This window comes from Bordetella sp. 2513F2 (genome assembly GCF_054642735.1).
The window spans coordinates 2,745,933-2,768,859 of the sequence record NZ_CM137755.1; the positions used below are offsets into that span (position 1 = coordinate 2,745,933).

Genomic DNA, 22,927 nt, shown 5'->3' on the forward strand with positions numbered 1-22,927 from the left:
AATTCGCCCTTGAAGCGGTTCTGCGGGCTCATGGCGCCTCCCCGCAGGCCGCGGGCAGCGGCATGGCCGTCGGACACACGCCGAAACGCCGCGCCACGGTGCGCGCGTCGATCTCCCCCTGCAGCGCCTTGTAGAGCGCACACAACGCCACCGGCTTGTCGCGCATGTCAGGGTCGGCCACGCCGGCATGCGGGCGGGCCGACAGGTGGCGCGACAGGGCCGGGTTGTCGCCCCGCCGTATGCAATCGAGCAACACGCCGTCGTCCTCGGGCGCGAGCATTTCCGCCACCACCGTGCGCCCGGTGCAGCCGGCCTGCCACCCCGACCTTTCCGCTGACGCGCCGCCGCAGGCCGGACACCCGGCGGGATTGCGCACGCGCAGGGCGGCCGGATCCACCCCATGGGATCGGCGCAGCGCCTCGGCCCAGGCCTGCCACCCCGCCCCCGGCGCAGCGGCGCCGCCGGCGCGCCACAAGGCCTCGAGCGGCAGGGCGCAATGCCCGCACAGGCGCGGCACCAGCGCCTGGTAGACGAGCAGCTTGAGCACGCCGGGCGTAGCCAGGAAGTCGCGCGAGATACCGATGAAATCGGAAGCCAGCCGTTCCGGGATCATCAGGGCCGAACCGGTGTGCGTGGTGGTGTACACATTCATGCCGCTGCCCGCCAGGTCCATGAAGGCGCGCCCCGTTTCCCGGTCGCGCACCTCGCCGATCAGGAGATCGTTCATGGCCGAGCGCTTGATGGTGCGCAGCTTGGCATCGAAGGGCGTGGCTTCGCCGGTTTCCAGGGCGCGGCCCACGGTATTCTGCAGGGCATTCTCGATCAGGTATTCCACCGGATCCTCCAGCGTGACCACCTTGCGCTGCATCGGGATGCCGCGCATCAGCGTGGCCAGCGTGGTGGACTTCCCGGACCCCACGATGCCCGCCAGCACGATGGCGCCGCCCTCGCGCTCGCGGGCCAGCTCCAGCGCCGCCACCTGCGTGGGCAGGTAGCCCAGGCTCTCCAGCGAGGCACGTTCGGCGCGGGCATCCAGCCGCAGGATGCGCAGGCACACCGACGGCCCGGCATCCGCCGCCAGCGAGGCCCAGCGCAGCATCAGCGGCACGCCGTCGATCTGCATGGCGATGCGCCCCTGCTGTTCGATGCGGGCGTCGAATACCGCACCGTTGCCGCCCCGCACCTCCATCCATGCCACGGCCAGCACCTCGCGCAGCGTGGCCGCGGCGATCCCCGCGAAACACTCGGGCGCCACATAGGCGCCGTGTATGGTGTAGCGCACCTGCGAGCGCTCGCTGCGTTCGTCGACATTGATGTGCAGGTCGCTGGCGCCCGCATGCACGGCCCAACGCACGAACTCGGTGAACATGGCTGCCAGGGCGGAACGATCGGTGCGGCCTGCCTGGCCGCCATCCGGGCGTACCGGGCCGCGCAGCAGCTGGCCCCGCGCCACCGCCAGCAGCAACGCCGAGGGCATGACATAGCGGCCGGGCTCCGCCATGCGGTAGCCGCGCCGACGCAGCAGACGCTCGAGCTCGTCGGCCTGGTCCCCCGCGGCGTACTCGGCCAGCCCGAACACGGCGGCCCGGCCGTCTTCGAACATCACCGGACACAGCCGGCCAGCCATCGCCGCCAGGTCGAACTCGTCGCCCAGGGAACGGGCGAAACGCGGCACCAGCGCGGCGAGATCTTCCGCAGCGTCGAGCCGGGGCAGATTGCGCCTCGGCGGCGCAAGCACCCGCAACAGCGGCTCATTCATGGCCTGCCTCCGCGCGCAGGCAGGCCACGCGCAGCGCCTCCTGCTTGCGCAGGCGCACGCAGGGCAGCACGATGGCCTGCAGTCCGTAGCCCGGATGGCCCTCCACGCCGGCGGTACCCAGCGGCCAGGGGCTGCCCTGCCGATAGCGCCATATGGCGCCATTGACCGAGACGTCGGCGTGCAGGGCGCGGCCCACGCCGTAGATCGCCAGCAGCTCGACCTGCTCGTCGCGCTGCATGGCCGGCATGCCGGCCGCCGGCCCAGCCGCCGGGCCTTGAACGTTTGCCGGCAGCCACGCCGGGGCATGCTGGAAGCGCTGCGCCGCGGCCGCCGCCCGTGCGTCGGCCCGCAACAGATCCAGCACCGTATCGCTTTCGGGCCAGCCTACGGTATTGGCCCGGGCCTCGCCGGCTTCCTGGGCCCAGGCCATGGAGGGCAGAGCCAGGATCAGGTACAGCAGGGCAATTGCGGTGTAACGCAGCATGGCGCGCATCAGGAGGGCCGGCGGCAGGGACGGTGGGTTGGCAGGCTGGTTGGTCGGAGGAAGCCGGCCGGGCTCAATGGGGTTCATAGAGGGTTCCTTCGAGTTGCAGCTGCAGCACGCTGCCGGACAGGGCCGCAGGCCGGCCAGGCGACAGACGCAGCTGCAGGGAAGTCCAGGTGGCCAGGGTCTCGTGCAGGGCCAGCACCGCCAGCGAACGCAGCGGCCCCTCGAGCGTGATGCGGCGAGCCTGCAGCGACGCCGGAGACTGCCCTGGCGGCGGCGCCAGCGGCTGGCCGTCGGATCCGCGTGGCGTGGGCATGGTCAGAGGTTCGGCGGGGCCCAGCCGCAGGTCGGTGAAGGCCTGCGCCACACGCTGCAGGGCGCTGGGGAAATGCGCCTGCGCGGCACCGGCCTGCGCGGGCCCGGGCGCGGCGGCCAGCGTGAGCCCGCGGCCGGGAATCCGCCAATGCAGCACGCTGCGGTCCAGGCCGGTGAACTCGGCATGCCAGCCGGGCGGCACGGCTCGCGCCAGATGCAGGTAGGTGGCAGTGGGCAGGTCGCGCCGGAACTCCGCGGCGCAGCGCCATGCCCCGGCCTCGGACGTGCAGCGCGCCAGCTCCAGCGTCCACCCCTGCACTGCCAGCGGCATGGCATACAGCGACTGGACCACCTGGCGCAGCTCCTCAGGCGGATGGATCCTGATGCCTCGCCGCCATGTGTCGGCCGCAGCCTGCCAGGCCGCCCTGGCCTGCTCCGGATCGGATGCCGCAGGCGGCGCCGCTTGCTTGTGCTGCCATGCCAGCGCGCCTGCAATCGCGGCCCCGCATCCGAGCACCGAAGCGCGCAGGGGCCAGGCCGCTCCGACGGGCTGCAGGCGCGAATGCGCGTCCAGCGCGCCGGCCAGGCGGGCCAGCACCGGGCTGCCGTCGTGCGTGCGCAGCTCCGGCCGCAGCGACTGCAAGGCGTCGAGCGCCTGGACGGCCTGCTCCGCGTTGTCGTAGATGCGGTCACCGCGGGTGATCACGGCGCCGTCCTGGGCCGCCACCAGCCAGTAACGTCCATCCGGCAAGGGCGCGACGCAGGCATAGGCGCCATCGGCATACAGATGGGCATAGGCCTGGGCGGCTGCGTGCAGCGCGCGGCGCCGCTGGCGCCGTTCGATTCGGACACAGCCGCCCGCCGATGCCCGCATGCCCCCGGCCACATAGTGCGATGCGCCGAGCTGCCGGGCGCGGGCCCGAGCCATTGCCGTCACCTGGCTGCCCACCAGCGCGTACCAGCTCAAGCCGAACACCAGGGCGCCGGCGCCGTCCGGGCGAGGCAGTATCAGGATGGGTTGGGTTGCCTGCATGCCGGCTCCTCAGACGCCATCCTCGACCTGCGCCGTGATCATCACGATGGTGGTGAGGCGGTCACGCGCGCTGCGGTCCTGCCCTCCTGCCAGCAGCGGCGCATCGGGCAGGACGCGGCGGCGCTCGTACTCGTCTTGGCGGCGATCGAAGCCGGACAGGATGACCGGCATGCCGGGCTGCAATTCCACCTGCTGCACCGTGCCGTTGCCGTCCAGCTCGATCTGCTGCACCTGCAGCTGATTCCCTGCCTCGCCGAAAGTGACTGACCGGAGCGGCTGCGCCACGGTGTTGTCGTAGGAAACGGAGAGCAGGATGCTGCCGTCATCCTGCGCGTCGGGGACCAGCGTGAGCAGCGTGCCCACGGTTTCCTGCTTCTGCGAGACGGAGACCGAGGGCAAGGCCGCCGAGACGCCGCCCGCCGACGAGGCCACGGCCACGCTCTGCACCTGGTCTATGTAGGAGAAGGTGGAGCGCACTGCATGCGTGACCGGCCTGCGGTTGAGCGTGAGCAGCGGCACGCTGGAATGCCGCAGCACCGCCCCGGTCTGGCTCAGCGCCGAGATCACCGCGCGCGAACCGGCGAACGGCCCGGCGGAAACCGCCACGTCGAGTGCGGCGGCGGACGCGTCGGCCGCGGCGGGCACGGTGAACGCCGCGGCGCTGCGCACGCTGTCGTATACGGCGCCCCAGTCGATGCCGCCTTCCGACGCATCGTTCACCAGCACGGTGATCTCCTCGAACACCAGCCGCACGCGCCGGGTGAGCGTGCGGTTCTCGCGCTCGATGAAGGCCGCGATGCGCGACAGCACCTCGGGCGTGTCGGTGATGACCAGCGACGTTCCACCGCTGTCGATCTCGGCGATGCGGCCGGCCCGGGTGAGGAAGGGTTCGAGGCGGTCGCGCACCGCAGCCAACGGCTGCTGGTCGCCGGACGTGAGCACGGTATTGGAACGGCTTTCGAAGCCGCCGGGCTGCGGGTCGGCCGCCCGCCCCAGCCGCGCCTCGACGCGGCTCGCCAGGGTGAGCGCACGCACGTCGAACACGCGTGTCTGGGTGCGATAGAACTCGATGGCGCCATCGTGGTAGCGCCAATGCACGTACAGGTGGGCAGCCAAGGCGTCGAGGGTGTCGGGCAGCGGCCTCGGGCCGGACCGGACCTCGAGATGCGTGGCCGCCGGCGTGGCCAGCTGTGTTGCGTCCTGCAGGCGCGGCAGGAAATATTCCTGCGGCAGCAGTGCGTCGGGATGCACGCGCACCGGTATGCCCGTGGCGCGCTGCAGGCGTTCCGCGATGCCCGGGAGGTCGGCCCTGCCGGAGAACAGCAGCGTGGTGTCGACGTCGGCGCGCAAGGCGGGCGGCAGCAGCACCTCGCGCGCCAGCGGCTGGGCCGGACCGGCCAGCCAGGGCTTGGCCACATCCTGGGCGGCCCGCCTGGCGCCGGCATCGCCGAGCTGCTGCTTGAAGCCCTGCTGGCGCGCCTGCAGTTCCTGCTGGGCGCCCAGCACCCTGTCGCGCAGGCTGCGCAATTGCTCGGACACCGCGCAGCCCGCCAGCACGCCCGGCAGGGATGCCGCCAGCATGGCGATTGCGCCGGCACGGCGCGCGTTCATGACGACGCTCCGGTGCGCGCCATGGTGCGGTCGCATGCCTGGGTGTGCGGCACCACGCGCAACACGCGGTTGGCATAGAAGCAGGGCTGCACCGGCCTGTCGGTGAGCTCGGTGGAGGACAGCAGCGCGCGCACCGCATCGCGGAATTCGCCGGGGAAATCGGCGCTGCCCGCCAGGGGAATGTCGACGTCCACGCTCCAGTGCTGTGCCTGGAAGGTCCAGCCCGCGGCGCCGGCCCAGCGCGAGAGCACCGCGCGCAGCGTGGTGTCGGGTGGCGCGGCGCGATAGATCGGGGAGGCGGAGTCGGGCGCGGATCCGGCCGGTGAGGCGGCGACCGGCGCAAGCGCCGGGCCCGCCGCCAAGGCTGCCTCGGGAACGAGGCGCGCGTGCCCGGACTGGGGTAGCGGAGCGGACGGCGCCGTCGGGCCGGCCGGCGCGCTCCCGGGCGACACGCCGGCCCGCGTGACCTGGGCGGCGTAGCGTCCGCCGCGCAGCGTCAGGCGGGGCCAGTTGCCCTCGACGATGACATAGGGCTCCTGCCGCCGGTACGACAGCGGGCGGTCGCCCTGCGGCGTGCTGGCGAACAGCGCCGGGATCGGCTGCCCCGCGTCGAACTGGAGCCAGATCTCGCGGTCGGTGCCGAACACCTGCAGCGGCGCGACGGCCGCATCGCCCGACAACTGCCAGTTGAAATCGAATACGCCCGCCGTGGCGCCGCCGCCCCAGGCCGGCCGCCCATGGGACAGGGCGCAACCGGCCAGCGGCAGCACAAGCGAAATACAGATGAACCGCAACATGGACACCCCCGCAACGCAGCAGACTGCGACAGGCATGCATGGTGATCCGCGCGCCGGGAAGCGCCTAGACAGACATGTACGCATGGAACAATCGGTCCATGCGGCCGCGACCGCGCGGCGATCCGGGAAGCCCCGCCGCGTGGTATATTTTTTGCCTTCCGGCAATACGCATACTTCGCAAGCGCCACTCTCCTTCATGAAGCCCGTCGCACACTCCGGCTTGCACGCGCCCGCATCGCGGGTCGCGCACTGGCGTGCGCGCGCGGCGACTCCCCCTCTTTCGTCTGTCTCACCGCCGGTCAACGGCAGCGCGCCGCCGCCGCACGTGGCCGCCGCGGCCTGATCGGGCCGCCTTCCCGACCCCGCTCCCATTCGTGATCGGCGCCCTCGCGCCGGGGATCGGGGTGGTCCAAATCCAGACAGACGAGTTTCGACATGACATTCCGATATGCCTCATGGGCCGCCCATGGCTCCATGACCCTGTTCGTTCTTTTGTGGGGCAGCGCCGCCATCTTCACCCGCTGGGGCCTCGACCACGGCTCCCCCCTGGCCCTGCTCGCCCTGCGCTTCGTGCTGGCCCTGGCCGTCCTGACCGCCGCAGCCTGGCATCGTGGGCGCTGGCTGCCTGCAGCCGGCACGGCCCCGCGGGTGGCCGCGACGGGGCTGCTGCTGATAGGCAGCTACGCGCTCTGCTACTTCCAGGCCATGGCCCATGGCATGACGCCGGGGCTGCTGGCGACCCTGCTGGGCGCGCAGCCCATCCTCACCCTGCTGCTCACTGAACGGCGCTATCCGCTGCACCGGCTGGCCGGCCTGCTGCTGGCCCTGGCCGGACTTGCCCTGGTGGTGTGGCAGAGTCTGGCCATCGCACGGCTGTCTGCGGCCGGCGTGCTCTACGGCGTGGGAGCGCTGGCCTGCATGACGGTGGGTGCGATGATGCAGAAACGGGTGCTGCAGGCGCCGGCCGAAGTCCTGCCCCTGCAGTATGCCGCCAGCCTGGTGCTCTGCCTGCTGTTCGTGCCGTTCCAGCCCTTCACGATCGACTGGAGCTGGGGCTTCGTCATTCCCGTGGTGTGGCTGGGGCTGGTGATTTCGGTCGCGGCGCAGTTGCTGCTGTACCGGATGATCCGCTCGGGCAACCTGGTGAACGTCACCAGCCTGTTCTACCTGGTGCCGGGGGTGACGGCCTTGCTGGACTACCTGGTGCTGGGCAATGCGCTGCCCTACGTGGCCATGGCGGGCATGGCAGCCATACTCGGGGGGCTGGCGCTGGTGTTCCGGCGCCACTGACCAGGCCCGCACGCCCGACGCGGCCAGCAAAAAGCCCGGCAGGGATGCCGGGCTGCATGCGACGCCGGCGCCAGGCGCGCAAGGCGCCGGCGCCGGGGTGCGGGTTCAGCGCTGCTGAGCCAGCGTCTTGGCCTGCGCGGCCGCGTTGTTCAGCGCGGCCATCGGCGGCGTCTGGCCGGCGAGCGCCGCATCGAGCTGGCTGTTGAGCACCGGCGCGATGCGATCGTAGTTGGCCATGCGGAAGCCGCGGTTGTTGGGCGCGGGCTGGCCGCGCATGGACGCGACCACTTGCTGCGCGCCGGGCACGCGGCTGTAGAACGAGACGTCGGAAGCGCGGAACGCCGCTTCGGTGAGCGGCAGGTAGCCGGTGTGCTGGTGCCAGGCCGCGGCGACCACGGGCTTGGACAGCCAGGCCAGGAACTGCACCGTGGCCTTGTCCTGCTCGGCGGGATGGCCCTCCAGCGCCCACAGGGCCGAACCGCTTACGAAGGGCCGGCCGCCGCTGGGGGTGGCCTGGTCGTAGTACGGCAGCGGCGCCACGCCGAAGGACAGCGACTTCGTCGCCATGAACTGGCCCAGCGCGCCTGACCCCGAGGTCAGGACGGCGCACTGCCCCTTGGCGAACAGCGCATCATTGGTGCGGTCGCCGGAGCTGGCCGTGTACAGCAGGGAACGCTTCCAGCTGACCATGAGCGAGAGGTGGCGCATGTACAGCGTGTCGAACTTCATGGTGGGCGCGGTGCGGCCGCCATCCAGGCCATTGTTGTTGGTGGTGTAGGCCTGGTTGTTGATGGGCGCGAGGTTCTCGAGATGCACTGCCACCTGGTCGCTGGAGGCGTACGGGCATTCGATGTTGGCCACGTCGCGCAGCTTCAGGAGGTCGCCCTGCAGGGCAGCCCAGGTGCGCGCCGGCTGGTTCGGGTCGAGCCCGGCCTTCTTGTAGTAGGCGGTGTTGTAGAACATCACCGGGATCTCGGCCATCCACGGGAAGGCCAGCAGCCGGCCGCGGCTGTCGCGGATGAAGCTGGTGGTGGACGGCAGGAACCAGTCGAGGTCCTTGATGGGGTACTTGGCCAGCAGCTGATGCAGCGGCAGCACGGCCTTGTGCTCGGCCACGACTTCGGGCGAGTGGTTGTCGTCGAGCTGCACCAGGTTGGGGGCCTTCTTGGCGCGCACGGCCGCCGTGGCCTCCTGCTGCAACGCCTGCGCGGAGGGGAAGGCGCGCAGCTCGACCTCGACCTCGGCCTGCGACTTGTTGAACTCCTTGGCCAGTTTCTCGAATTCGGCCTTGTTGGCCCCGTCGAGCTTGTGCCAGACCTGGATCTCGACCGGCGCCGCGTGCGCGGCCCCGATGGCCGAAATGGCGACACCGAACAAGCACACGCGCCGGATGGCGCGCATCGCGCGGGGCAGGCCCGCGAGTTGCAGTTTCTTCATGGGTTTCACAAACCAAGAAAAGGAAATTCGGGCTCCGGCCGGCGCCCGCTCAGCAGGTCGGCCAGAGCCCGTCCAGAACCGACCCCCATCGTCCACCCCAGCGTGCCGTGCCCTGTATTGAGATACAGGTTGGATACGCGGGTGCGGCCGATGAGCGGTACGTTCGACGGCGTGGACGGGCGCAGGCCCGACCAGTAGGCGACGCCCTCGAAATCGAGGGCGTCGGGAAAGAGCTCGCGTGCGAGGCGCGTCATGGCTTCGCAGCGCGCGGCGTTGAGGTCGCGCGTATATCCCGACAGCTCGGCGGTGCCGGCCATGCGCAGGCGGTTGCCCAGGCGGGAAAAAACCACCTTGTGGCTGCTGTCGGTAAGGCTGACGCTGGGCGCGCGCTCGGGCGCCAGGATGGGGAACGTGGCCGAATAGCCCTTGGCCGGATACACGTTGCACGGCACGCCCAGCGGACGCACCAGCGCGGGGCTGTAGCTGCCGAGCGCCACCACGTAGGCGTCGGCGACCAGGCGTCCGTAGCTGCCGTCGGGCTGGATCAGCTCGGCGCCCTGCACCTGCCCTCCCACGCTCAAGAGCCGGGTGACCTGGGTGCCGTAGCGGAACTCGACGCCGGCCGTCTCGCAGTGGCGCGCCAGCGCGGCGGCGAAGAGGTGGACGTCGCCGCTCTCGTCTTCCGGCGTGTAGTCGCCGCCCACGATGGTGCCGCGATGGGGGGCCAGCGCGGGCTCTATGGCCACCACCTCGTCCGGCCCGACCACGCGGCGCTCGACGCCGAAGTCGCGCATCACGCCGGCGGCGCGCTGGGAGGCCTCGAATTCGTGCGGGTCGCGGTAGAAATTGAGGATGCCGCGCTCGAGGTGATCGTATTCGATGCCAAGCTCGGCGCGCATGCCGCGCAAGGTGGCGCGGCTGTATTCGGCCAGCCGCACCATGGCGCGGATGTTGGGCGCCAGGCGCGACGGCAGGCATTCACGCAGGAATGCCAGGCCCCAGGCCCACTGGCGCAGGTCGAGCTGCGGCCGGAACAACAGCGGCGCGTCGTCGCGGAACATCCACTTGAGCAGCTTGAGCGGCGCCTGCGGATTGGCCCAGGGTTCGGCATACGAGACGGATATCTGCGCGCCGTTGGCCAGGCTGGTTTCCCGGGCCGGGCCGGCGCACCGGTCGACGACCACGACATCATGGCCGGATTGCCTGAGCCACCACGCCGTGGAAATGCCGATGATGCCGCTGCCCAATACCGCTATCTTCATGCGCGCTGTGCTCCGTGGATGCTGGCTGGTTTCCCGGGGAGGCCGGCCGGGGCCGCCCACCCTCCGGCCATGGCCGCCCGCCCGCCGGCCATGGCCACCCGCCCCATATGGGACCACTTCCCGGGTATTCCCGGGGCCTTGGTCCGGTTCGCGGCAGTGTACCCCGCCGCCGGACCCGCGCCTACGCCACGGATCCCGGCCTGGATCCCCTGCCCTGCGGCAATCCGGGCCATGCCGTTCTTCACGCCGCGGCGGGGGCCAGGTCGGCCTGCGAAGTGAAGGAGTCGGCGTAGAACTCGTCTGCCGGCAGCCCGCATTGCGCACTGAATTCGCGCCGCGCGGCATCCACCATCACCGGCGCGCCGCAGGCGTAGACCTGGTATCCCGAGAGGTCGGGCAGGTCCTGCATGACGGCCTCGTGGACGAAACCGGTGCGTCCCGTCCAGGCATCTTCCTCGAGCGCGTCGGACACCACCGGCACGTAGCGGAAGCCCGGCAGCGCTTCCGTCCAGGAGCGCGCCAGCGCATCGAAATAGAGGTCGCGCGGACGGCGGCCGCCCCAATAGAGCACCGCCGGACGGCGGATCTGCTGGTGGATCATGTGCTCGACGATGGCTTTCACGGGCGCGAAGCCGGTGCCGCTGGCCAGCAGCACGATGGGCTTGTCGCTGTCCTCGCGCAGGAAGAACGAGCCGAACGGCCCCTCCAGGCGCAGGATCTCGCGCTCCTTCATCTGCGTGGCGCCGGCGCCGAACACATGATCGGTGAACACGCCGCCGGGCATGTGCCGGATGTGCAATTCCAGCGGGCTGCCCGTGTGGGGCGCGTTCGCCATCGAATAGCTGCGGCGCTTGCCGTCGCGCAGGATGATTTCGACGTACTGCCCTGCGTAGTAGCGGAACTGTTCGGACGCCGGCAGCTGCAGCCGCAGCACGGCCACGTCGGGCGCCACGCGCTCGATGGCCTGCACGCGCGACGGCAGCTTGCGGATCTGGATGTCGGAAGCGAGCCGCACCTCGGTGGATTCGAGCACCAGGTCGGACTGCGGCCTGGCCTGGCAGAACAGCGTATAGCCCTGCGACAGTTCCTCGGGCGCGAGGATCTGCGCCGGATACGGGCCGGCATCGACCTGGCCGGACACGACCCGGCCCTTGCAGGTGGAGCACGCCCCCGTACGGCAGCTGTAGGGCAGCACGATTCCGGCGGCCAGCGCGGCCTCCAGGACGGTCTGGCCGGACTCGACCTGGAATTGATGCTGGCTGGGCTGGATAGTGACCTGGAAGCTCATGGCGGATATGAAAACGGTATGGAACGACGCGCCGGCGGCCGGACGGCGGCCCGGGCAGCGGACAATTTCCCATTCTATAATTTTTGACGCCCCGGGACGGCCCGGGGCCCGGACTCCGGGCCAGGCAGGGCCGGAGCGGCAACTGAACCCGGGGACGACCCCGAACGCATGGGATCGTCGTCATGACCTGGATACTCCTCATCGTGGCCGGACTGCTCGAAGTCGTCTGGGCCGTCGGACTCAAATACACCCAGGGCTTCACCCGCCTGGTGCCCAGCCTGGTCACGGGGGCCAGCATGGTCGGCAGCTTCTGGCTGTTGTCGCTGGCCATGAAGCAGCTGCCGCTGGGCACGGCCTACGCCGTCTGGGTCGGCATAGGCACGGTGGGCGCCTTCGTGGCCGGCATCGTGCTGTTCGGCGAATCGGCCACGCCGGCGCGCGTGGCCAGCGTGCTGCTCATCGTGGCCGGCCTGGCGGGGCTGAAGCTGTCGGCGGGCTGAGGCCCGCCCGCTGCTCGCTTCAGAAATCCAGCTCGACCTGCACCGGATCGCCCACGCGCAGATGCGCCGAGGCTTCGGCGACGATGGCGTTCTGGCCGAACACGACCCCGATGTCCAGGCTGCGGTAGGCCGCCAGCGTGCGGCCGGGTTCCGTGCCCGGCACGCCGGTGGCCTGGTCGATGTCGGGTATCGTGCAGCGCGTGCAGGGCTTGACGAGCGCCAGCCGCGCGCCGCCGACCGTGATCATGGCGGTATGGTCTTCTTCATAGGCGGCCCAGTCCTCGCCCTGCACCACGATGTTGGGCCGGAAGCGGTCCATCGGCACGGGCGCCACGCCCTTGGCCGCCAGCCTGGCGTTGAGCTCCTCCAGCGAAGCCTGGTTCGCCACCAGCAGCGGAAAGCCGTCGGCGAAGCCGAAATGATGGTCTCCCGCGAAGGGCCCGGCCAGGTCGGGATGGCGTTCGCGCCAGCGGGCCACCCACTCCTGCTTGGCATCGCGCCGCGCCTGCGCGTCGACCTTCAGCAGCCGGCACGGCAGGCCCAGGAACGCGCTGAGCCACGCGGCGGCCCGCGGATGTTCCGCGCGGGCGGGCACCGTGTCGCGCCAGACGCCAACCTGCTCCACATCCCCTGCCAGTTCGCTGCCGTCCAGGGGCACGCGCAGCGGCTCGCGGCCGGGCGCGTCCAGGCGCAGGCAGCCGTCCTCGATGGCCGTGCCGATCCGGGCCATGGCGGCGTGCTGCCGCTGGGTCATGAAGCGCCCTTCCCCGTCGACCAGCATCCAGCGGCGGTCGTGGGCCAGCCCGGCGCGATCGAGCGCCGATTCGGCCAGGTCGATGCCGGCGCAGGATTTGACGGGATAGACGTGCAGGCTGAGAAGGCGGGCGGACATGGGCAGTTGGCGCGTGCATGCGGGGGACGGCCAGCATAGCAGACCGCCGCGCCCGGCGGCGGTCTCAGCCTCGCAGCGCGCGTATCGCGGCCAGGGCCTGCAGCAGGGCCTGTTCCGCATCTTCCAGCGGGGCGCCGGCCGGCTGCGCGTCTGCGGCGGCTGCCGCAGCCCCTGCCTCGACCCGCAGCGAGGCCTGGACGTGCTCGCGCGCCGGCCCCACGTCCACGTCGAAGACCAGGTTCTCCGGGCGATGCCAGGTCGTGAACCATTCCAGCGGCCGCTGCGCCTGGTCCATGCCCTGCCCCTCCAGCATCAGCAACGGGCTGCCCTTGGGCACCTCCAGCAGCTGCGCCAGGCGGGGATCGGCCGCCACCGCGCGGATGCGGTTGCGTCCGCGTCCTGGATGCAGGCCGTAGCGTTCGCCCAGCACCCGGTGCAAGGACGCATCGCGCAGGTGCTCGGCGCGCAGGCCCGGCACCGCCGCATTGGGCAACCAGGTGCGCACATAGGCCAGGAGCTTGCCCTCGACGCTGCGCAGGCGCTCGAGCAGCAGCGCGTCCTCGGTCTGCAGGAACGCCGCCACCTCGGCAGGCGGCCGCGCCGGCGCGCAGACCAGCACTTCCGTGCTCAGCGCCACGCCCAGCTGCGCGAACTGCTCGAACAGGCCGGTGGAGCGCTGCACGAGGCGGCGATGCTCGCGCGGGGCGGTCACCACCGGCGGGCGGCCGGGATCGCGCTGGATCAGCCCCTCGGCCACCAGGGCGGCCAGGGCCTGGCGCACCACGCTGCGCGCCACGCCGAACTGCCGGCACAGCGCCGCCTCGCTGGGCAGCACCGTGCCCGCGGCCAGGCGGCGTCCGCGGATGTCGTCACGCAGGTGGTGGGCCACCTGCACATGCAGCGGGATCGCGCCGGAGCGGTCCAGATCCGCGGCCCCCGCGCTCGGCACCATGGGGCTCAGCCCCCGGTGGTGGTGCGGGCGGTTTCCCATACATGGCCCCAGCCCGGGGCCAGCTGGGCGGCGCGCTCTGCCGCCAGGACCAGGCTGTCCTCGCGGGCGATGCCCTTGCCCGCGATGTCGAAGGCCGTGCCGTGATCCACCGACACGCGCACCACGGGCAGCCCCACGGTGATGTTGACGCCATCGTCGCCGTACACCGACTTGAACGGCGCATGGCCCTGGTCGTGGTAGCAGGCGATCACGAACTTCCACTTGCCGCGCACCGCCTGCGGGAACAGCGCGTCGGCCGGGATGGGGCCCGCGGCCAGGATGCCGGCGGCATTGGCCTCGGCCACGGCTGGCGCCAGGATCTCGGCGTCCTCGGTGCCGAAGATGCCATTCTCGCCCGCATGCGGGTTGAGGCCGGCCACGGCCACGGGCTGGTCGGCGCGGCCCAGGGCCTGGGCGAAGGCGCCGGCCAGGCGCAGCACGGCCCGCATGCGCTGCGGATTCACGTCTTCGATGGCCTGGCGCAGCGATACGTGCGTGGTGGCATGGAAGATGTATAGGTCGCCGGCCGACAGCACCAGCGAGAACGTCTTGACGCCGAACTCATGGGCCAGCAGTTCGGTATGGCCCGGCCACTTGTGGCCGCCCAGGTGCATGGCGGCCTTGTTCAGCGGCGCGGTGACGATGCCGTCAATGCGGCCTTCGCGCGCCAGCGCGCACGCCGTGATCACGAAGCGGGCCGAGCCGGCGCCCGCATCGGCATCGAGTTCGCCCGGCTTCACGTGGGCCAGCGACGGGCCCGCCTGGATCACTTCGATGGTGCCGGGCTCGTTGGTGGCCTCTTCGGGCGAGCCGATGGTGCGCACCTTCGACGCATCGGCGCCCAGGGCCTGGGCGGCTTTCAGCAGCGAGGCGCTGTCGCCGACCACCACGAAGCGGGCGCGCTGGCGCAGATCGTCGTGGCCCAGCAGCATCTTGGCCGTGATCTCGGGGCCGATGCCGGCGGCATCGCCCATGGTGACCGCCAACAGGGGCAGCTTGGGGGAAGTATCAGCTTGCGTCATCGTTTGAATCTCCGTTCCCGGATCGCCTGCGCGGCCCGGATCAATACATCGTCATCGCCGAAGCCGCCTGCCTTGGTGACTATCGGCAGGCCGGCGGCGCGACCGCCGGTGAGCGTACCCAGCGGCACGCCTCCCGTCACTTCGTCGACCAGCGCGATCCCGCTGGCCTGCAGGGCCGTGAGCACCTGGCTGGCGCCATCGCCGCCGGTGGCGATCACGCCCGAGACCGGGCAGCCCAGGATCAGCCGCGACGCCAGCTCGCCCAGACGCTGGGCCACACGATCGGAATCCAGGCCCGCGCGGCGCCCTTCGGGCGCGAGCAGCAGCCAGACTCCCGCGTCCGGCAGCCCCGTGGCCTGGTCGCACACCTGCGCCGACCAGCGCTGCCACTGGCCATCGTCGGCCAGCTCGTCGAGCGTGGGCGCCCAGACCTGCGCGCCGTGGTCGCTCAAGGCGCGGGCCTGGCGGCGCGAGGCGCTGTGCTGCGAGGTGACCACCGCGAGCACCGCGCCGCGCGCGTCGGCGCCGGCCCAGACCCGTGCCAGCGGCTGGGCCAGCCCGCCTGCGCCCACCGGCAGCGCGCGCTCGCCCAGCAGGGCCACGGCCCGGGCCAGGCGCGCCATGTCGGCGTCGGTGGCGGCGTCGACCACCACCACCGGGCCGGCCTCGGCCAGGCGCCGTGCCAGCGCCTCGGGCGCCTCGTCGGCGCCCGGGCTCACCAGCGCGCAGTCCAGCAGCGTGGGCACGTGGCTTTGCGTAACGGGCGTGACCGGATCCGTGGCCGCGGAGGTTTCGGTGACCGGCACGTCGCCCACGTAGAGCACGCCCTGGCGCAGCGTGCGGCCCGTGGCCGGGAACGCCGGGCACACCACGGCCACGGCATCGTCATGCCAGGCCAAGCGCGCCGCCTCGATCTCGGCGCGGAATGCGCCGCGCAGCGTGGAATCCACTTTCTTGTACATCCGCCGCACGCCGGCGGCGCGCAGCAGGCCGACTTCATGGCGCACCACGTCGGCGGCCTGCGCGGCAGCCAGCGGACGGCTGTGCGTGGTGATGGCCAGCACCTCGGCGTCGCGCACGGCGGGATCGGCCAGGGCCTGGGCCGCGCCGCCCACCGACAACTGGGTGGACCAGCCTGCGCGCACGAACTGGACGGCCGTGTCGCCCGACCCGGTGAGGTCGTCGGCGACGATGGCGATGAAGGGCGCGCTCACTCAGACACCCGTTCCACGGGCGGCCTGCAGCGACTCCGCGCCGTCGGGCAGCACGCCCTCTTCCACCGGCTTGAGTTCCCCGGCGCGCTTGAGGAAGTACGACGCCAGCATGGGCGCGAGGATGGAGCTGATCAGCACGCAGGCCGCCACTTGCGCCGTGGCGGTGGCCACGTAGGGCTGGAAGGTCGGGTCGGCCGCCGCCACCACGGCGGGCGTGGCGATGGCGTTGCCCGCGGTGGTGCCGGCCGCGAAACCCAGGCCGCTCTTGCCGCCGCGGCGCAGGATGCAGCGATAGCCCAGGTACACCAGCGCGCCGGTGATGGGGCTGATCAGCAGGCCCAGCACGATGCCCGTCATGCCGCCCGAAACCACGGCGCCCAGGTTGATGCCCGTGCCGAGCGCGAAAGCGAAGAACGGGATGACGATGTTGGGCACGGGCTTGAGCACGTTGCGCCACTGCACGTCGAGGTTGCCCACGATCACGCCCAGGATGAACGGCACCAGCGCCGCCACCAGGGCGATCACCGGGATGTCGGCCAGGCCCGAGCCGCCGAGGAACAGCAGGCTGAAGAACGGACCGTCGTTGACCGCGCTGGCCACATAGGCGCCGCGGTCGCGGCTGTCGCCGTACTGGCCGGTATAGGCCAGCCACAGGCCGCCGTTGCTGTTGTCGAAGGCAGCGAGCATGGCCAGGATGGACACGCCCAGCACGCCGTCGATGCCCACCATGGTGCCCAGCAGGACGATGAGCGTGGCGGGGATCAGCGTCTTGGTCAGCAGGATGGTGCCCGCCGTGGCCAGGATGGGCCCGCCGGTGCGCATGTTGACCTGGGTGCCGGTGGCGAAGATGAGCAGTGCGATGAAGGGCAGCGCGCTGTTCTTGAACAGCGCGGTGGTGAATCCGCCTATGCCGAGCGCATCGGGCGCGAAAGTGCCGATGATGGCCCCCAGGATCAGGGGGATGAGCATGAGGCCGCCGGGCACTTTCATCATCGTGCCGAACATGGGGAAGCGGGAAACTTCGGTTGTCATGGGTGTCTCCAGGGTTTCTGGGTATGGATGTGGAGAAGCGGAGTCCGGCGGCCGGCTCCGGGCGGGAAAACCGCTAGTTTAAACCGATACGTACAGCCTGTACGTACAAGCTCGCCCGAGATGCGTCCCCAGTTGGACAGCGCCATGGCGTAAAAAACCCGGGATGCAATCCCGGGTTCGGTGGCCGCCTGGGCCGCCTACACCAACCTGAGCGTATCCAGCGGCGTGACGGCCTTGAAGGCCTTGCGCGTGGCGATGTGCTCCGGACGGGGATCCAGGCCGTACTTGGGCGCGTTCAGCGTATTCTCCATGCTGTTGTAGACCATGAAGACGTTGGCGCGCGGCCACGGCGAGATGTTGCTGTTGGAGCCGTGCATGGTGTTGCAGTCGAAGAACACCACCGAGCCGGCACGGGCCGTCATGGTGCGGATGCCGCCCTGCTCCGCCAGCAATTGAAGGCTCACCGGGTCGGGCACGCCGTACTCCTGCTTCTTGAGCGACTCCTTGTAGTGCTCCTTGGGCGTCTCGCCCACGCACGAGATGAAGTGGCGATGCGAGCCCGGCACCAGCATCAGCGGGCCGTTGGCCTCGTTGTTGTCGGTCAGCAGCACCGAGCAGCTCAGCGCGCGCATGGACGGCATGCCGTCCTCGACGTGCCAGGTCTCGAAATCGGAATGCCAGTAGAACTCCTTGCCCTTGAAGCCCGGCTTCATGTTGGCACGGGTCTGGTGCAGGTAGACCTCGGAACCCAGGATCTGGCGCGCCACGTTGGCCAGGCGCGGATCGCGCGCCAGGCGCGCCATCACCGGGCTCAGCACGTGCACCATGAAGATCGAGCGCACGGCGTTGCTGCCGCGTTCGGTGATCGCTTCTTCGCGCCGGATGATGGCGGGGTCGCGCGCCATGCGTTCCACTTCGGCCAGCAGCGCTGCCACTTCGGACTCGGAAAACAGGTCTTCGAGCAACAGGAAACCATCGCGCTCGTAGGACGCCAGCTGGTCCGGCGGGAGCGCCTCGACGTACTTGCCGTCGCCATAGACCACGGGGTCCTGGCGGGCGATGATGGCGGCGCCGCGGTCGGTACGCGACGCGTACGGATCCTTTGCAGGACTGATCATGTCATGCCTCCTCGTTTTCAGGCTGCTTCGTCGACCAGGGCGTAGACCCCTTCGGCATCATGCACTTCCTGGCCGGTGAGCGGCGGGTTGAACACGCAGATCACGCGCAGCGGCTCCTTGCCGCCGCACAGCCAATGCTCGTCGTGTTCGTTCAGCGCGTAGACCACGCCCGGGCCGAGCTCGTACGTCTTGCCGTCGGCCACGACCTCGATCGAGCCGTCGCCTTCGATGCACCAGACTGCCTCGAGGTGGTTCTTGTAGTGGATGTGGGTACGGGTGCCGGGAAAGATCGTGGTCTCGTGAAACGAGAAGCCCATGCCGTCCTTCCTGAGCAGCACGCGGCGGCTCATCCAGGTGTCGGTGACGACTTCGTCCTTGGTCCCGATCACATCTTTCACGTTGCGTACGATCATCGGCGTTTACCTCCAAAGTTGAGAACACGGGCAGGCTGGGCATCCTCGGCCAGCACTTCGGCCACGCTGGCCTCGATCGCATCGAGGCCGCGGGTCAGCAGCTCGTCTTCGATGGTGAGCGCAGGCAGCAGCTTGAGGACTTCGTCGTGCGCTCCCGAGGTCTCGATGACCACGCCGCGCTCGAACGCCTTGCGCGCGATGCGGTTGGCCTGTTCGGGATTGCCGGCGGTGACCAGCCCCTGGATCAGCCCGCGGCCGCGCACGGCCAGGCCGGCGTTGGGATAGCTGTGTGCCAGGTTCTCGAGCCAGTCGCGCACCAGGCGCTCCTTGCGCTGCACTTCGTTGGCGAAGGCGTCGCTGGACCAGTAGCTCTCCAGGGCCTGGGTGGCGGTGACGAAGGCCAGGTTGTTGCCGCGGAACGTGCCGCTGTGCGCACCGGGCTTCCAGATGTCGAGTTCGGGCTTCATCAGCACCAGCGACATGGGCAGGCCGTAGCCGGACAGCGACTTGGACAACGTGATGATGTCGGGGCGGATGCCGGCGGACTCGAAGCTGAAGAAGCTGCCGGTGCGGCCGCAGCCCACCTGGATGTCATCGACGATCAGCAGCATGTCGTGGCGGCGGCAGAGCTTCTCGAGTTCCTTCAGCCAGCGCAGCGTGGCGACGTTGACGCCGCCCTCGCCCTGCACGGTCTCGACGATGACGCCGGCGGGCTTGTCCAGGCCGCTGCTGGGATCATCGAGCATGCGTTCCAGGTAGGCGATGGTGTCCACGTCCGGGCCGAAATAACCGTCGTACGGCATGAAGGTGGTATTGCCCAGGGCGTAGCCGGCGGCATCGCGGAACTTCATGTTGGCCGTGGCCGCCAGGGAACCGCCGCTCACGCCGTGGAAACCGTGCGTGAACGAGATGATGTTCGGCCTGTCCTTGACCTGGCGCGCGATCTTCAGCGCGGCTTCCACGGCATTGGTGCCCGTCGGGCCGGTGAACTGCAGCGTGTACTGCCAGTTGCGCGGCTTGAGCAGCACGCGATCCACGGTTTCAAGGAAACGCTTCTTGGCGCTGGTGGCCATGTCCAGGCCGTGCACCACGCCGTCGGATTGCAGGTACTCGACCAGCTTTTCCTTGAAAACGGGATTGTTGTGGCCGTAGTTGAGCGTGCCGGCGCCGCTGAAGAAGTCGATGTACTCGTTATGGTCTTCGTCGATGAGCACGGAGCCGCGGGCCTGGCTGAATATCACCGGAAAAGACCGGATGTAGCCTCGCACCTCCGACTCCATCCGGTCGAAAATTTTCAAGTCCATGGATTTTTCCTCCCTTCTGTTTGGTTGAAAGACGCCTTGCCCCGGCCGGCGTGCGCAAGGCTGCGCCAGCCCGGAACAGGGTCCCGGTTATGAGGGTCCTCAGGCGCGCCCGGCGGGGCGTGCACAGAGCGGACCCATCCTCAACAACATCTCGTCGTCGTGATCCGCGCCGCCGAAAAGCTGCCGGTCGAAGAACGGCTGCTCGGCGATGTGGGCGCCCAGTTCGCCGGCCAGCCCGGCGAACGTGCGGCGCGAAGCCTGGTTGTCAGGCCCCACCGTGGTTTCGAGATGACGAACATGCGCGAGCTCCGGACGTTCGAGGAGTTCTCGCAGCATGGTGCGGCCCAACCGGTGGCCGCGTGCACGGGAATGCACCGCCACCTGCCACACGAAGACCACGTCGGGCCGGTTCGGGGGCAGATAGGCGGAAATGAAACCGTCGATGCGTCCGCCGGGAGATTCGGCGACGACGCAGGTGTCGGCGTAGTGCTCGCACAGCAGCAGATACGCGTACAGGGAATTGAGATCGAGCGGCGGGCACTCGGCGATGAGCCGGTGGATGGCCGCCCCATCGGTGCGCCGCGGCTTGCGCAGCGCATAGGCCGCGGAAACGGGGAGATGGTGTTCGCTGCCCTTCATACGACCAGGCCCGATTCGGGAGGCGCCCCGCCGGTGGGGACCTCGAGGATGGGCGAGGCGACATCGCTGGCCTCGGCGGCGTGACCCTTCTGTTCCATGAGGGCGACGATGCGCTCCAGGGACAGGGTGATGGTGGCCTGCTCGAGTTCCGGCAGTTCGTTGAGCGCATCGGCCAGGTGCTTCTGCAGCGGCGACGGCGCCTCCAGCGCCAGCGCGCGCCCGGCCTCGGTGGCCGACACGAAGACGATGCGGCGATCCTCGCGGCCGCGCTCGCGGCGGATCAGCCCCTTGTCTTCGAGGCGGTCCAGGATGCCTACCACGGTGCTCGGGCTGACATGGATCTCCCGGCTGATGGCGGTGGCCGTCATGGGCCCGCTGGCAATCACCGTGCGCAGGCACAGCAGCTGCGGAGCCGTGATGTGGCTCACCGCTGCCAGCTGGCGCGAATGCAGCGCGATCGAGCGCGTGATGCGGCGCAGGGCCCGCAGGATGCGCAGATCGTATTGCTGCGAGGGATCCGTGGATGAGCTATTCATGAGTGATAGAAAGACTTCAACAAAATTGATTTCTACACAAATGATATGGACTCAGGCAATCCACGTCAAATCCAATTGCCGGCAAGATGTAAAAAAATGGCCGCCTGTTTCCACAAGATGACAAAACATAGCGCGTATCGCCTGGTCCCGCGCGGCGCGGCCAGGAGATACATCCAGTTTCATGAAGGGGCTGCGCCCTAGCGGAACAGCCAGTCCGGTACGAGCAGCACCAGATCGGGCACGAAGATGAGTACCAGGGTGGCCAGCGCCACCGCCACGAGCAGCGGCACGGATTCGCGGGCGTATTCGCCCACCGGGCACTTCAGCACCGAACACACCGCGAACATCGCGGCGCCGACGGGCGGCGTGAAATTGCCGATGGTGGCGGCGATGACGAACACCACGCCGAAATGGACCGGGTCGCCGCCCAGGCTCTCCACCAGCGGCAGGAAGATCGGCGTCAGCATGATGATCAGCACGGTGGCGTCGACGAAGAATCCGCAGACCAGCAGGAAAGCCACGATCAGCGCCATGGTGCCGTTCAGGCTGTCGGTGAGCCCCAGCATCGTGTCGGAAACCAGTTCAGGCACCCGGTCCAGCACGATGCCGTAGCTGAAGACTCCCGACAGCGCGATGAGGAACATGACGGCTCCCACGTCCGCCAGCGTGCCCTGCATGGCCTGCGCGAACGAGCCGCCATCGAGCTTGCGGTAGGCCAGCACGCCGATCACGACGGCGTACGCCACGGCGAAGGCGCCGATCTCCGAAGGCGTGAACACGCCCAGGCGCAGCCCCACCAGCAGGATCACGGGAAACAGCAGGGCCCATATGCCGCCGCGCAGCGCCCGCAGCGTCTCGGGCAGGCCGGCGCGATGCGGCCTCGCCGCAGGGTAGCCGCGCCGCCGGGCGGTGAGGGAGACGGCGGCCGCCAGCACGGCCCACAGCAGCAATGCCGGCAACAGCCCGGCGGCGAACAGGCGCCCTATCGACACCTGGCCTATCGTGCCGTAGATGATGAAGCCCAGGCCCGGAGGGATCACCGGCGTGAGCAGCGAGCCGAACGACAGCACGCCGGCGGTGAATCCCCTGGACATGCCGCGCGACATCATTTCGCTTCCCAGCATGCGGCTCTGCATGGCGGCGTCGGCGATGGCCGATCCGGACACGCCTCCCATCAGCACCGACAGCACCAGCGACACCTGCGCCAGGCCGCCCCGCAGCCGGCCGGCGATCACGGAGGCCAGGTCGAGCAGCCGCCCCGTGATGCCGGATGCGTTCATCAGGTTGCCCGCCATGATGAACAATGGAATGGCCAGCAGCGCAAAATTCTGCGTCTGCGAGACCGTCTGCTGGATCGGGATGGTGGCGGGCAGCTCTGGATGCTGGACGAAGTACAGCGCCCCGGCTATGCCGATGGAGAACGCCACGGGCATGCCCATGAAAAGCAGGATCAGGAAGGCGAGGACGACGAGCAGCATGCGGCATGCCTCATGCGGTGGGTTGGAGCGCGCCCGCGCGCCGCAGGCGGGACAGCTTCACGAGGGTGGTGGCCAGCAGCAGCATCGCCCCCACCGGCAGGCTGGCCGTGACCCAGGAGTAGCTGACGCCGGGTATGCCCTGGAAACTGCGTCCGCGGCTGGTCCATGCAAGGCTGAAGCCTGCATAGACCAGATAGCAGAGAAACGCCAGCAGGATCACATAGTTGCAGGCGAGCAGGATGCGCTGGCCGCGCGGGCCCAGGCGCGCGGTGACCAGGTCGATGGACATGAGCGCGTCGCGCCGCCAGGCGATGTCGGCGCACAGGAAGCAGGCCCATGAGAAAAAGCAGGTGGCCAGGTCCATGGTCCAGTTCAGCGGGTACGCCGCCAGCCTGGCCATGCCCCCCAGCAGTATCAGCAAGACCATGGCGACCAGCAATGCGCCGGCCACCACCGCTTCCCATCGTCCGATCGACTCGTAGATCCTGTGCATCCCGCCCTCCTTCATC

General features: G+C 69.8%; 22 protein-coding genes. 2 read left to right on the top strand and 20 right to left on the bottom strand.

What is annotated here, in order from left to right; translation table 11 throughout:
* Positions 1-28 precede the first annotated feature (28 nt).
* From ACYBYQ_RS13115 to ACYBYQ_RS13135, 5 genes are read right to left on the bottom strand one after another with little or no spacing between them, the layout of a single operon-like run.
* Entirely contained in the window at positions 29-1,759 is a 1,731-nt protein-coding gene (locus tag ACYBYQ_RS13115; RefSeq protein ID WP_459614617.1) for a GspE/PulE family protein, read from the bottom strand.
* Positions 1,752-2,330 (bottom strand): hypothetical protein, encoded by a 579-nt coding sequence (locus ACYBYQ_RS13120; protein ID WP_459614618.1) that lies wholly within the window; start codon positions 2,328-2,330, stop codon positions 1,752-1,754. Before ACYBYQ_RS13120 ends, ACYBYQ_RS13115 begins: the two co-directional genes overlap by 8 nt.
* Complete coding sequence (locus ACYBYQ_RS13125; protein ID WP_459614619.1) at positions 2,317-3,594, bottom strand: hypothetical protein; 1,278 nt, start codon at positions 3,592-3,594, stop codon at positions 2,317-2,319. Before ACYBYQ_RS13125 ends, ACYBYQ_RS13120 begins: the two co-directional genes overlap by 14 nt.
* A gap of 9 nt (positions 3,595-3,603) precedes the next feature.
* Complete coding sequence (locus ACYBYQ_RS13130; RefSeq protein WP_459614620.1) at positions 3,604-5,205, bottom strand: hypothetical protein; 1,602 nt, start codon at positions 5,203-5,205, stop codon at positions 3,604-3,606.
* Complete coding sequence (locus ACYBYQ_RS13135) at positions 5,202-6,002, bottom strand: TrbG/VirB9 family P-type conjugative transfer protein (RefSeq protein ID WP_459614621.1); 801 nt, start codon at positions 6,000-6,002, stop codon at positions 5,202-5,204. Before ACYBYQ_RS13135 ends, ACYBYQ_RS13130 begins: the two co-directional genes overlap by 4 nt.
* A gap of 435 nt (positions 6,003-6,437) precedes the next feature.
* Between ACYBYQ_RS13135 and ACYBYQ_RS13140 the strand changes: the two genes are divergently transcribed.
* Positions 6,438-7,292: a DMT family transporter gene (locus tag ACYBYQ_RS13140; RefSeq protein WP_459614622.1), complete on the top strand. Its 855-nt coding sequence runs from the start codon at positions 6,438-6,440 to the stop codon at positions 7,290-7,292.
* A 105-nt stretch (positions 7,293-7,397) separates the two neighbouring features.
* Here ACYBYQ_RS13140 and ACYBYQ_RS13145 read toward each other — a convergent pair whose 3' ends face one another.
* The 3 genes from ACYBYQ_RS13145 to ACYBYQ_RS13155 all read right to left on the bottom strand — a co-directional run bounded on the left by ACYBYQ_RS13145 (position 7,398) and on the right by ACYBYQ_RS13155 (position 11,279).
* Positions 7,398-8,729, bottom strand: coding sequence for an extracellular solute-binding protein (locus ACYBYQ_RS13145; RefSeq protein WP_459614623.1), 1,332 nt, complete (start codon positions 8,727-8,729; stop codon positions 7,398-7,400).
* Positions 8,730-8,734: 5 nt separating this feature from the next.
* Positions 8,735-9,991, bottom strand: a complete 1,257-nt coding sequence (locus ACYBYQ_RS13150) for a D-amino acid dehydrogenase (protein ID WP_459614624.1) — start codon at positions 9,989-9,991, stop codon at positions 8,735-8,737.
* A 241-nt stretch (positions 9,992-10,232) separates the two neighbouring features.
* On the bottom strand, positions 10,233-11,279 hold the full coding sequence (locus tag ACYBYQ_RS13155; RefSeq protein WP_459614625.1) for a CDP-6-deoxy-delta-3,4-glucoseen reductase: 1,047 nt from the start codon (positions 11,277-11,279) through the stop codon (positions 10,233-10,235).
* A 182-nt stretch (positions 11,280-11,461) separates the two neighbouring features.
* Here ACYBYQ_RS13155 and sugE point away from each other — a divergent pair, with 182 nt between their 5' ends.
* Positions 11,462-11,779 carry a quaternary ammonium compound efflux SMR transporter SugE gene (sugE, locus tag ACYBYQ_RS13160; RefSeq protein ID WP_459614626.1) on the top strand — a complete coding sequence of 106 codons (318 nt, stop codon included), beginning with the start codon at positions 11,462-11,464 and terminating at the stop codon, positions 11,777-11,779.
* Positions 11,780-11,798: 19 nt separating this feature from the next.
* On the opposite strand, the gene ACYBYQ_RS13165 is transcribed toward sugE, so the two are convergent.
* The 12 genes from ACYBYQ_RS13165 to ACYBYQ_RS13220 all read right to left on the bottom strand — a co-directional run bounded on the left by ACYBYQ_RS13165 (position 11,799) and on the right by ACYBYQ_RS13220 (position 22,911).
* Positions 11,799-12,671 (bottom strand): MOSC domain-containing protein, encoded by an 873-nt coding sequence (locus ACYBYQ_RS13165; RefSeq protein ID WP_459614627.1) that lies wholly within the window; start codon positions 12,669-12,671, stop codon positions 11,799-11,801.
* Between the two features lie 64 nt (positions 12,672-12,735).
* The gene (locus ACYBYQ_RS13170; protein WP_459614628.1) at positions 12,736-13,623 is read right to left on the bottom strand and encodes a GntR family transcriptional regulator; all 888 of its coding nucleotides are present in this window, start codon (positions 13,621-13,623) and stop codon (positions 12,736-12,738) included.
* Positions 13,624-13,628: 5 nt separating this feature from the next.
* On the bottom strand, positions 13,629-14,684 hold the full coding sequence (pdxA, locus tag ACYBYQ_RS13175) for a 4-hydroxythreonine-4-phosphate dehydrogenase PdxA (protein ID WP_459614629.1): 1,056 nt from the start codon (positions 14,682-14,684) through the stop codon (positions 13,629-13,631).
* Positions 14,681-15,898, bottom strand: a complete 1,218-nt coding sequence (gene dtnK / locus ACYBYQ_RS13180) for a D-threonate kinase (RefSeq protein ID WP_459614630.1) — start codon at positions 15,896-15,898, stop codon at positions 14,681-14,683. Before dtnK ends, pdxA begins: the two co-directional genes overlap by 4 nt.
* Complete coding sequence (locus ACYBYQ_RS13185) at positions 15,899-16,930, bottom strand: 2-keto-3-deoxygluconate permease (protein WP_459614631.1); 1,032 nt, start codon at positions 16,928-16,930, stop codon at positions 15,899-15,901.
* Positions 16,931-17,127: 197 nt separating this feature from the next.
* Positions 17,128-18,048, bottom strand: coding sequence for an ectoine hydroxylase (thpD, locus tag ACYBYQ_RS13190; RefSeq protein WP_459614632.1), 921 nt, complete (start codon positions 18,046-18,048; stop codon positions 17,128-17,130).
* A 17-nt stretch (positions 18,049-18,065) separates the two neighbouring features.
* A complete protein-coding gene (locus ACYBYQ_RS13195) occupies positions 18,066-18,461 on the bottom strand; it encodes an ectoine synthase (protein WP_459614633.1) in 396 nt (131 codons plus the stop codon).
* A complete protein-coding gene (ectB, locus tag ACYBYQ_RS13200; RefSeq protein WP_459614634.1) occupies positions 18,458-19,765 on the bottom strand; it encodes a diaminobutyrate--2-oxoglutarate transaminase in 1,308 nt (435 codons plus the stop codon). Before ectB ends, ACYBYQ_RS13195 begins: the two co-directional genes overlap by 4 nt.
* 99 nt (positions 19,766-19,864) lie before the next feature.
* A complete protein-coding gene (gene ectA / locus ACYBYQ_RS13205; RefSeq protein WP_459614635.1) occupies positions 19,865-20,404 on the bottom strand; it encodes a diaminobutyrate acetyltransferase in 540 nt (179 codons plus the stop codon).
* On the bottom strand, positions 20,401-20,940 hold the full coding sequence (locus tag ACYBYQ_RS13210; RefSeq protein ID WP_459614636.1) for a MarR family winged helix-turn-helix transcriptional regulator: 540 nt from the start codon (positions 20,938-20,940) through the stop codon (positions 20,401-20,403). The genes ectA and ACYBYQ_RS13210 overlap by 4 nt, the downstream gene beginning before the upstream one ends.
* A 197-nt stretch (positions 20,941-21,137) precedes the next feature.
* On the bottom strand, positions 21,138-22,418 hold the full coding sequence (locus tag ACYBYQ_RS13215) for a TRAP transporter large permease (RefSeq protein WP_459614637.1): 1,281 nt from the start codon (positions 22,416-22,418) through the stop codon (positions 21,138-21,140).
* Between the two features lie 10 nt (positions 22,419-22,428).
* Entirely contained in the window at positions 22,429-22,911 is a 483-nt protein-coding gene (locus tag ACYBYQ_RS13220) for a TRAP transporter small permease (RefSeq protein ID WP_459614638.1), read from the bottom strand.
* Positions 22,912-22,927: the final 16 nt, after the last annotated feature.

What these genes read in the sequence shown, in the direction of transcription:
- ACYBYQ_RS13215 (WP_459614637.1), bottom strand. Translation starts at nt 22,418, where the DNA reads ATGCTGCTCGTCGTCCTCGCCTTCCTGATCCTGCTTTTCATGGGCATG.
- ACYBYQ_RS13220 (WP_459614638.1), bottom strand. Translation starts at nt 22,911, where the DNA reads ATGCACAGGATCTACGAGTCGATCGGACGATGGGAAGCGGTGGTGGCC.
- ACYBYQ_RS13150 (WP_459614624.1), bottom strand. Translation starts at nt 9,991, where the DNA reads ATGAAGATAGCGGTATTGGGCAGCGGCATCATCGGCATTTCCACGGCG.
- ACYBYQ_RS13125 (WP_459614619.1), bottom strand. Translation starts at nt 3,594, where the DNA reads ATGCAGGCAACCCAACCCATCCTGATACTGCCTCGCCCGGACGGCGCC.
- ACYBYQ_RS13185 (WP_459614631.1), bottom strand. Translation starts at nt 16,930, where the DNA reads ATGACAACCGAAGTTTCCCGCTTCCCCATGTTCGGCACGATGATGAAA.
- ectA (WP_459614635.1), bottom strand. Translation starts at nt 20,404, where the DNA reads ATGAAGGGCAGCGAACACCATCTCCCCGTTTCCGCGGCCTATGCGCTG.
- ACYBYQ_RS13115 (WP_459614617.1), bottom strand. Translation starts at nt 1,759, where the DNA reads ATGAATGAGCCGCTGTTGCGGGTGCTTGCGCCGCCGAGGCGCAATCTG.
- ACYBYQ_RS13130 (WP_459614620.1), bottom strand. Translation starts at nt 5,205, where the DNA reads ATGAACGCGCGCCGTGCCGGCGCAATCGCCATGCTGGCGGCATCCCTG.
- ACYBYQ_RS13145 (WP_459614623.1), bottom strand. Translation starts at nt 8,729, where the DNA reads ATGAAGAAACTGCAACTCGCGGGCCTGCCCCGCGCGATGCGCGCCATC.
- sugE (WP_459614626.1), top strand. Translation starts at nt 11,462, where the DNA reads ATGACCTGGATACTCCTCATCGTGGCCGGACTGCTCGAAGTCGTCTGG.
- ACYBYQ_RS13155 (WP_459614625.1), bottom strand. Translation starts at nt 11,279, where the DNA reads ATGAGCTTCCAGGTCACTATCCAGCCCAGCCAGCATCAATTCCAGGTC.
- thpD (WP_459614632.1), bottom strand. Translation starts at nt 18,048, where the DNA reads ATGATCAGTCCTGCAAAGGATCCGTACGCGTCGCGTACCGACCGCGGC.
- ACYBYQ_RS13210 (WP_459614636.1), bottom strand. Translation starts at nt 20,940, where the DNA reads ATGAATAGCTCATCCACGGATCCCTCGCAGCAATACGATCTGCGCATC.
- ACYBYQ_RS13120 (WP_459614618.1), bottom strand. Translation starts at nt 2,330, where the DNA reads ATGAACCCCATTGAGCCCGGCCGGCTTCCTCCGACCAACCAGCCTGCC.
- ACYBYQ_RS13195 (WP_459614633.1), bottom strand. Translation starts at nt 18,461, where the DNA reads ATGATCGTACGCAACGTGAAAGATGTGATCGGGACCAAGGACGAAGTC.
- ACYBYQ_RS13135 (WP_459614621.1), bottom strand. Translation starts at nt 6,002, where the DNA reads ATGTTGCGGTTCATCTGTATTTCGCTTGTGCTGCCGCTGGCCGGTTGC.
- ACYBYQ_RS13165 (WP_459614627.1), bottom strand. Translation starts at nt 12,671, where the DNA reads ATGTCCGCCCGCCTTCTCAGCCTGCACGTCTATCCCGTCAAATCCTGC.
- ACYBYQ_RS13140 (WP_459614622.1), top strand. Translation starts at nt 6,438, where the DNA reads ATGACATTCCGATATGCCTCATGGGCCGCCCATGGCTCCATGACCCTG.
- ectB (WP_459614634.1), bottom strand. Translation starts at nt 19,765, where the DNA reads ATGGACTTGAAAATTTTCGACCGGATGGAGTCGGAGGTGCGAGGCTAC.
- ACYBYQ_RS13170 (WP_459614628.1), bottom strand. Translation starts at nt 13,623, where the DNA reads ATGGTGCCGAGCGCGGGGGCCGCGGATCTGGACCGCTCCGGCGCGATC.
- pdxA (WP_459614629.1), bottom strand. Translation starts at nt 14,684, where the DNA reads ATGACGCAAGCTGATACTTCCCCCAAGCTGCCCCTGTTGGCGGTCACC.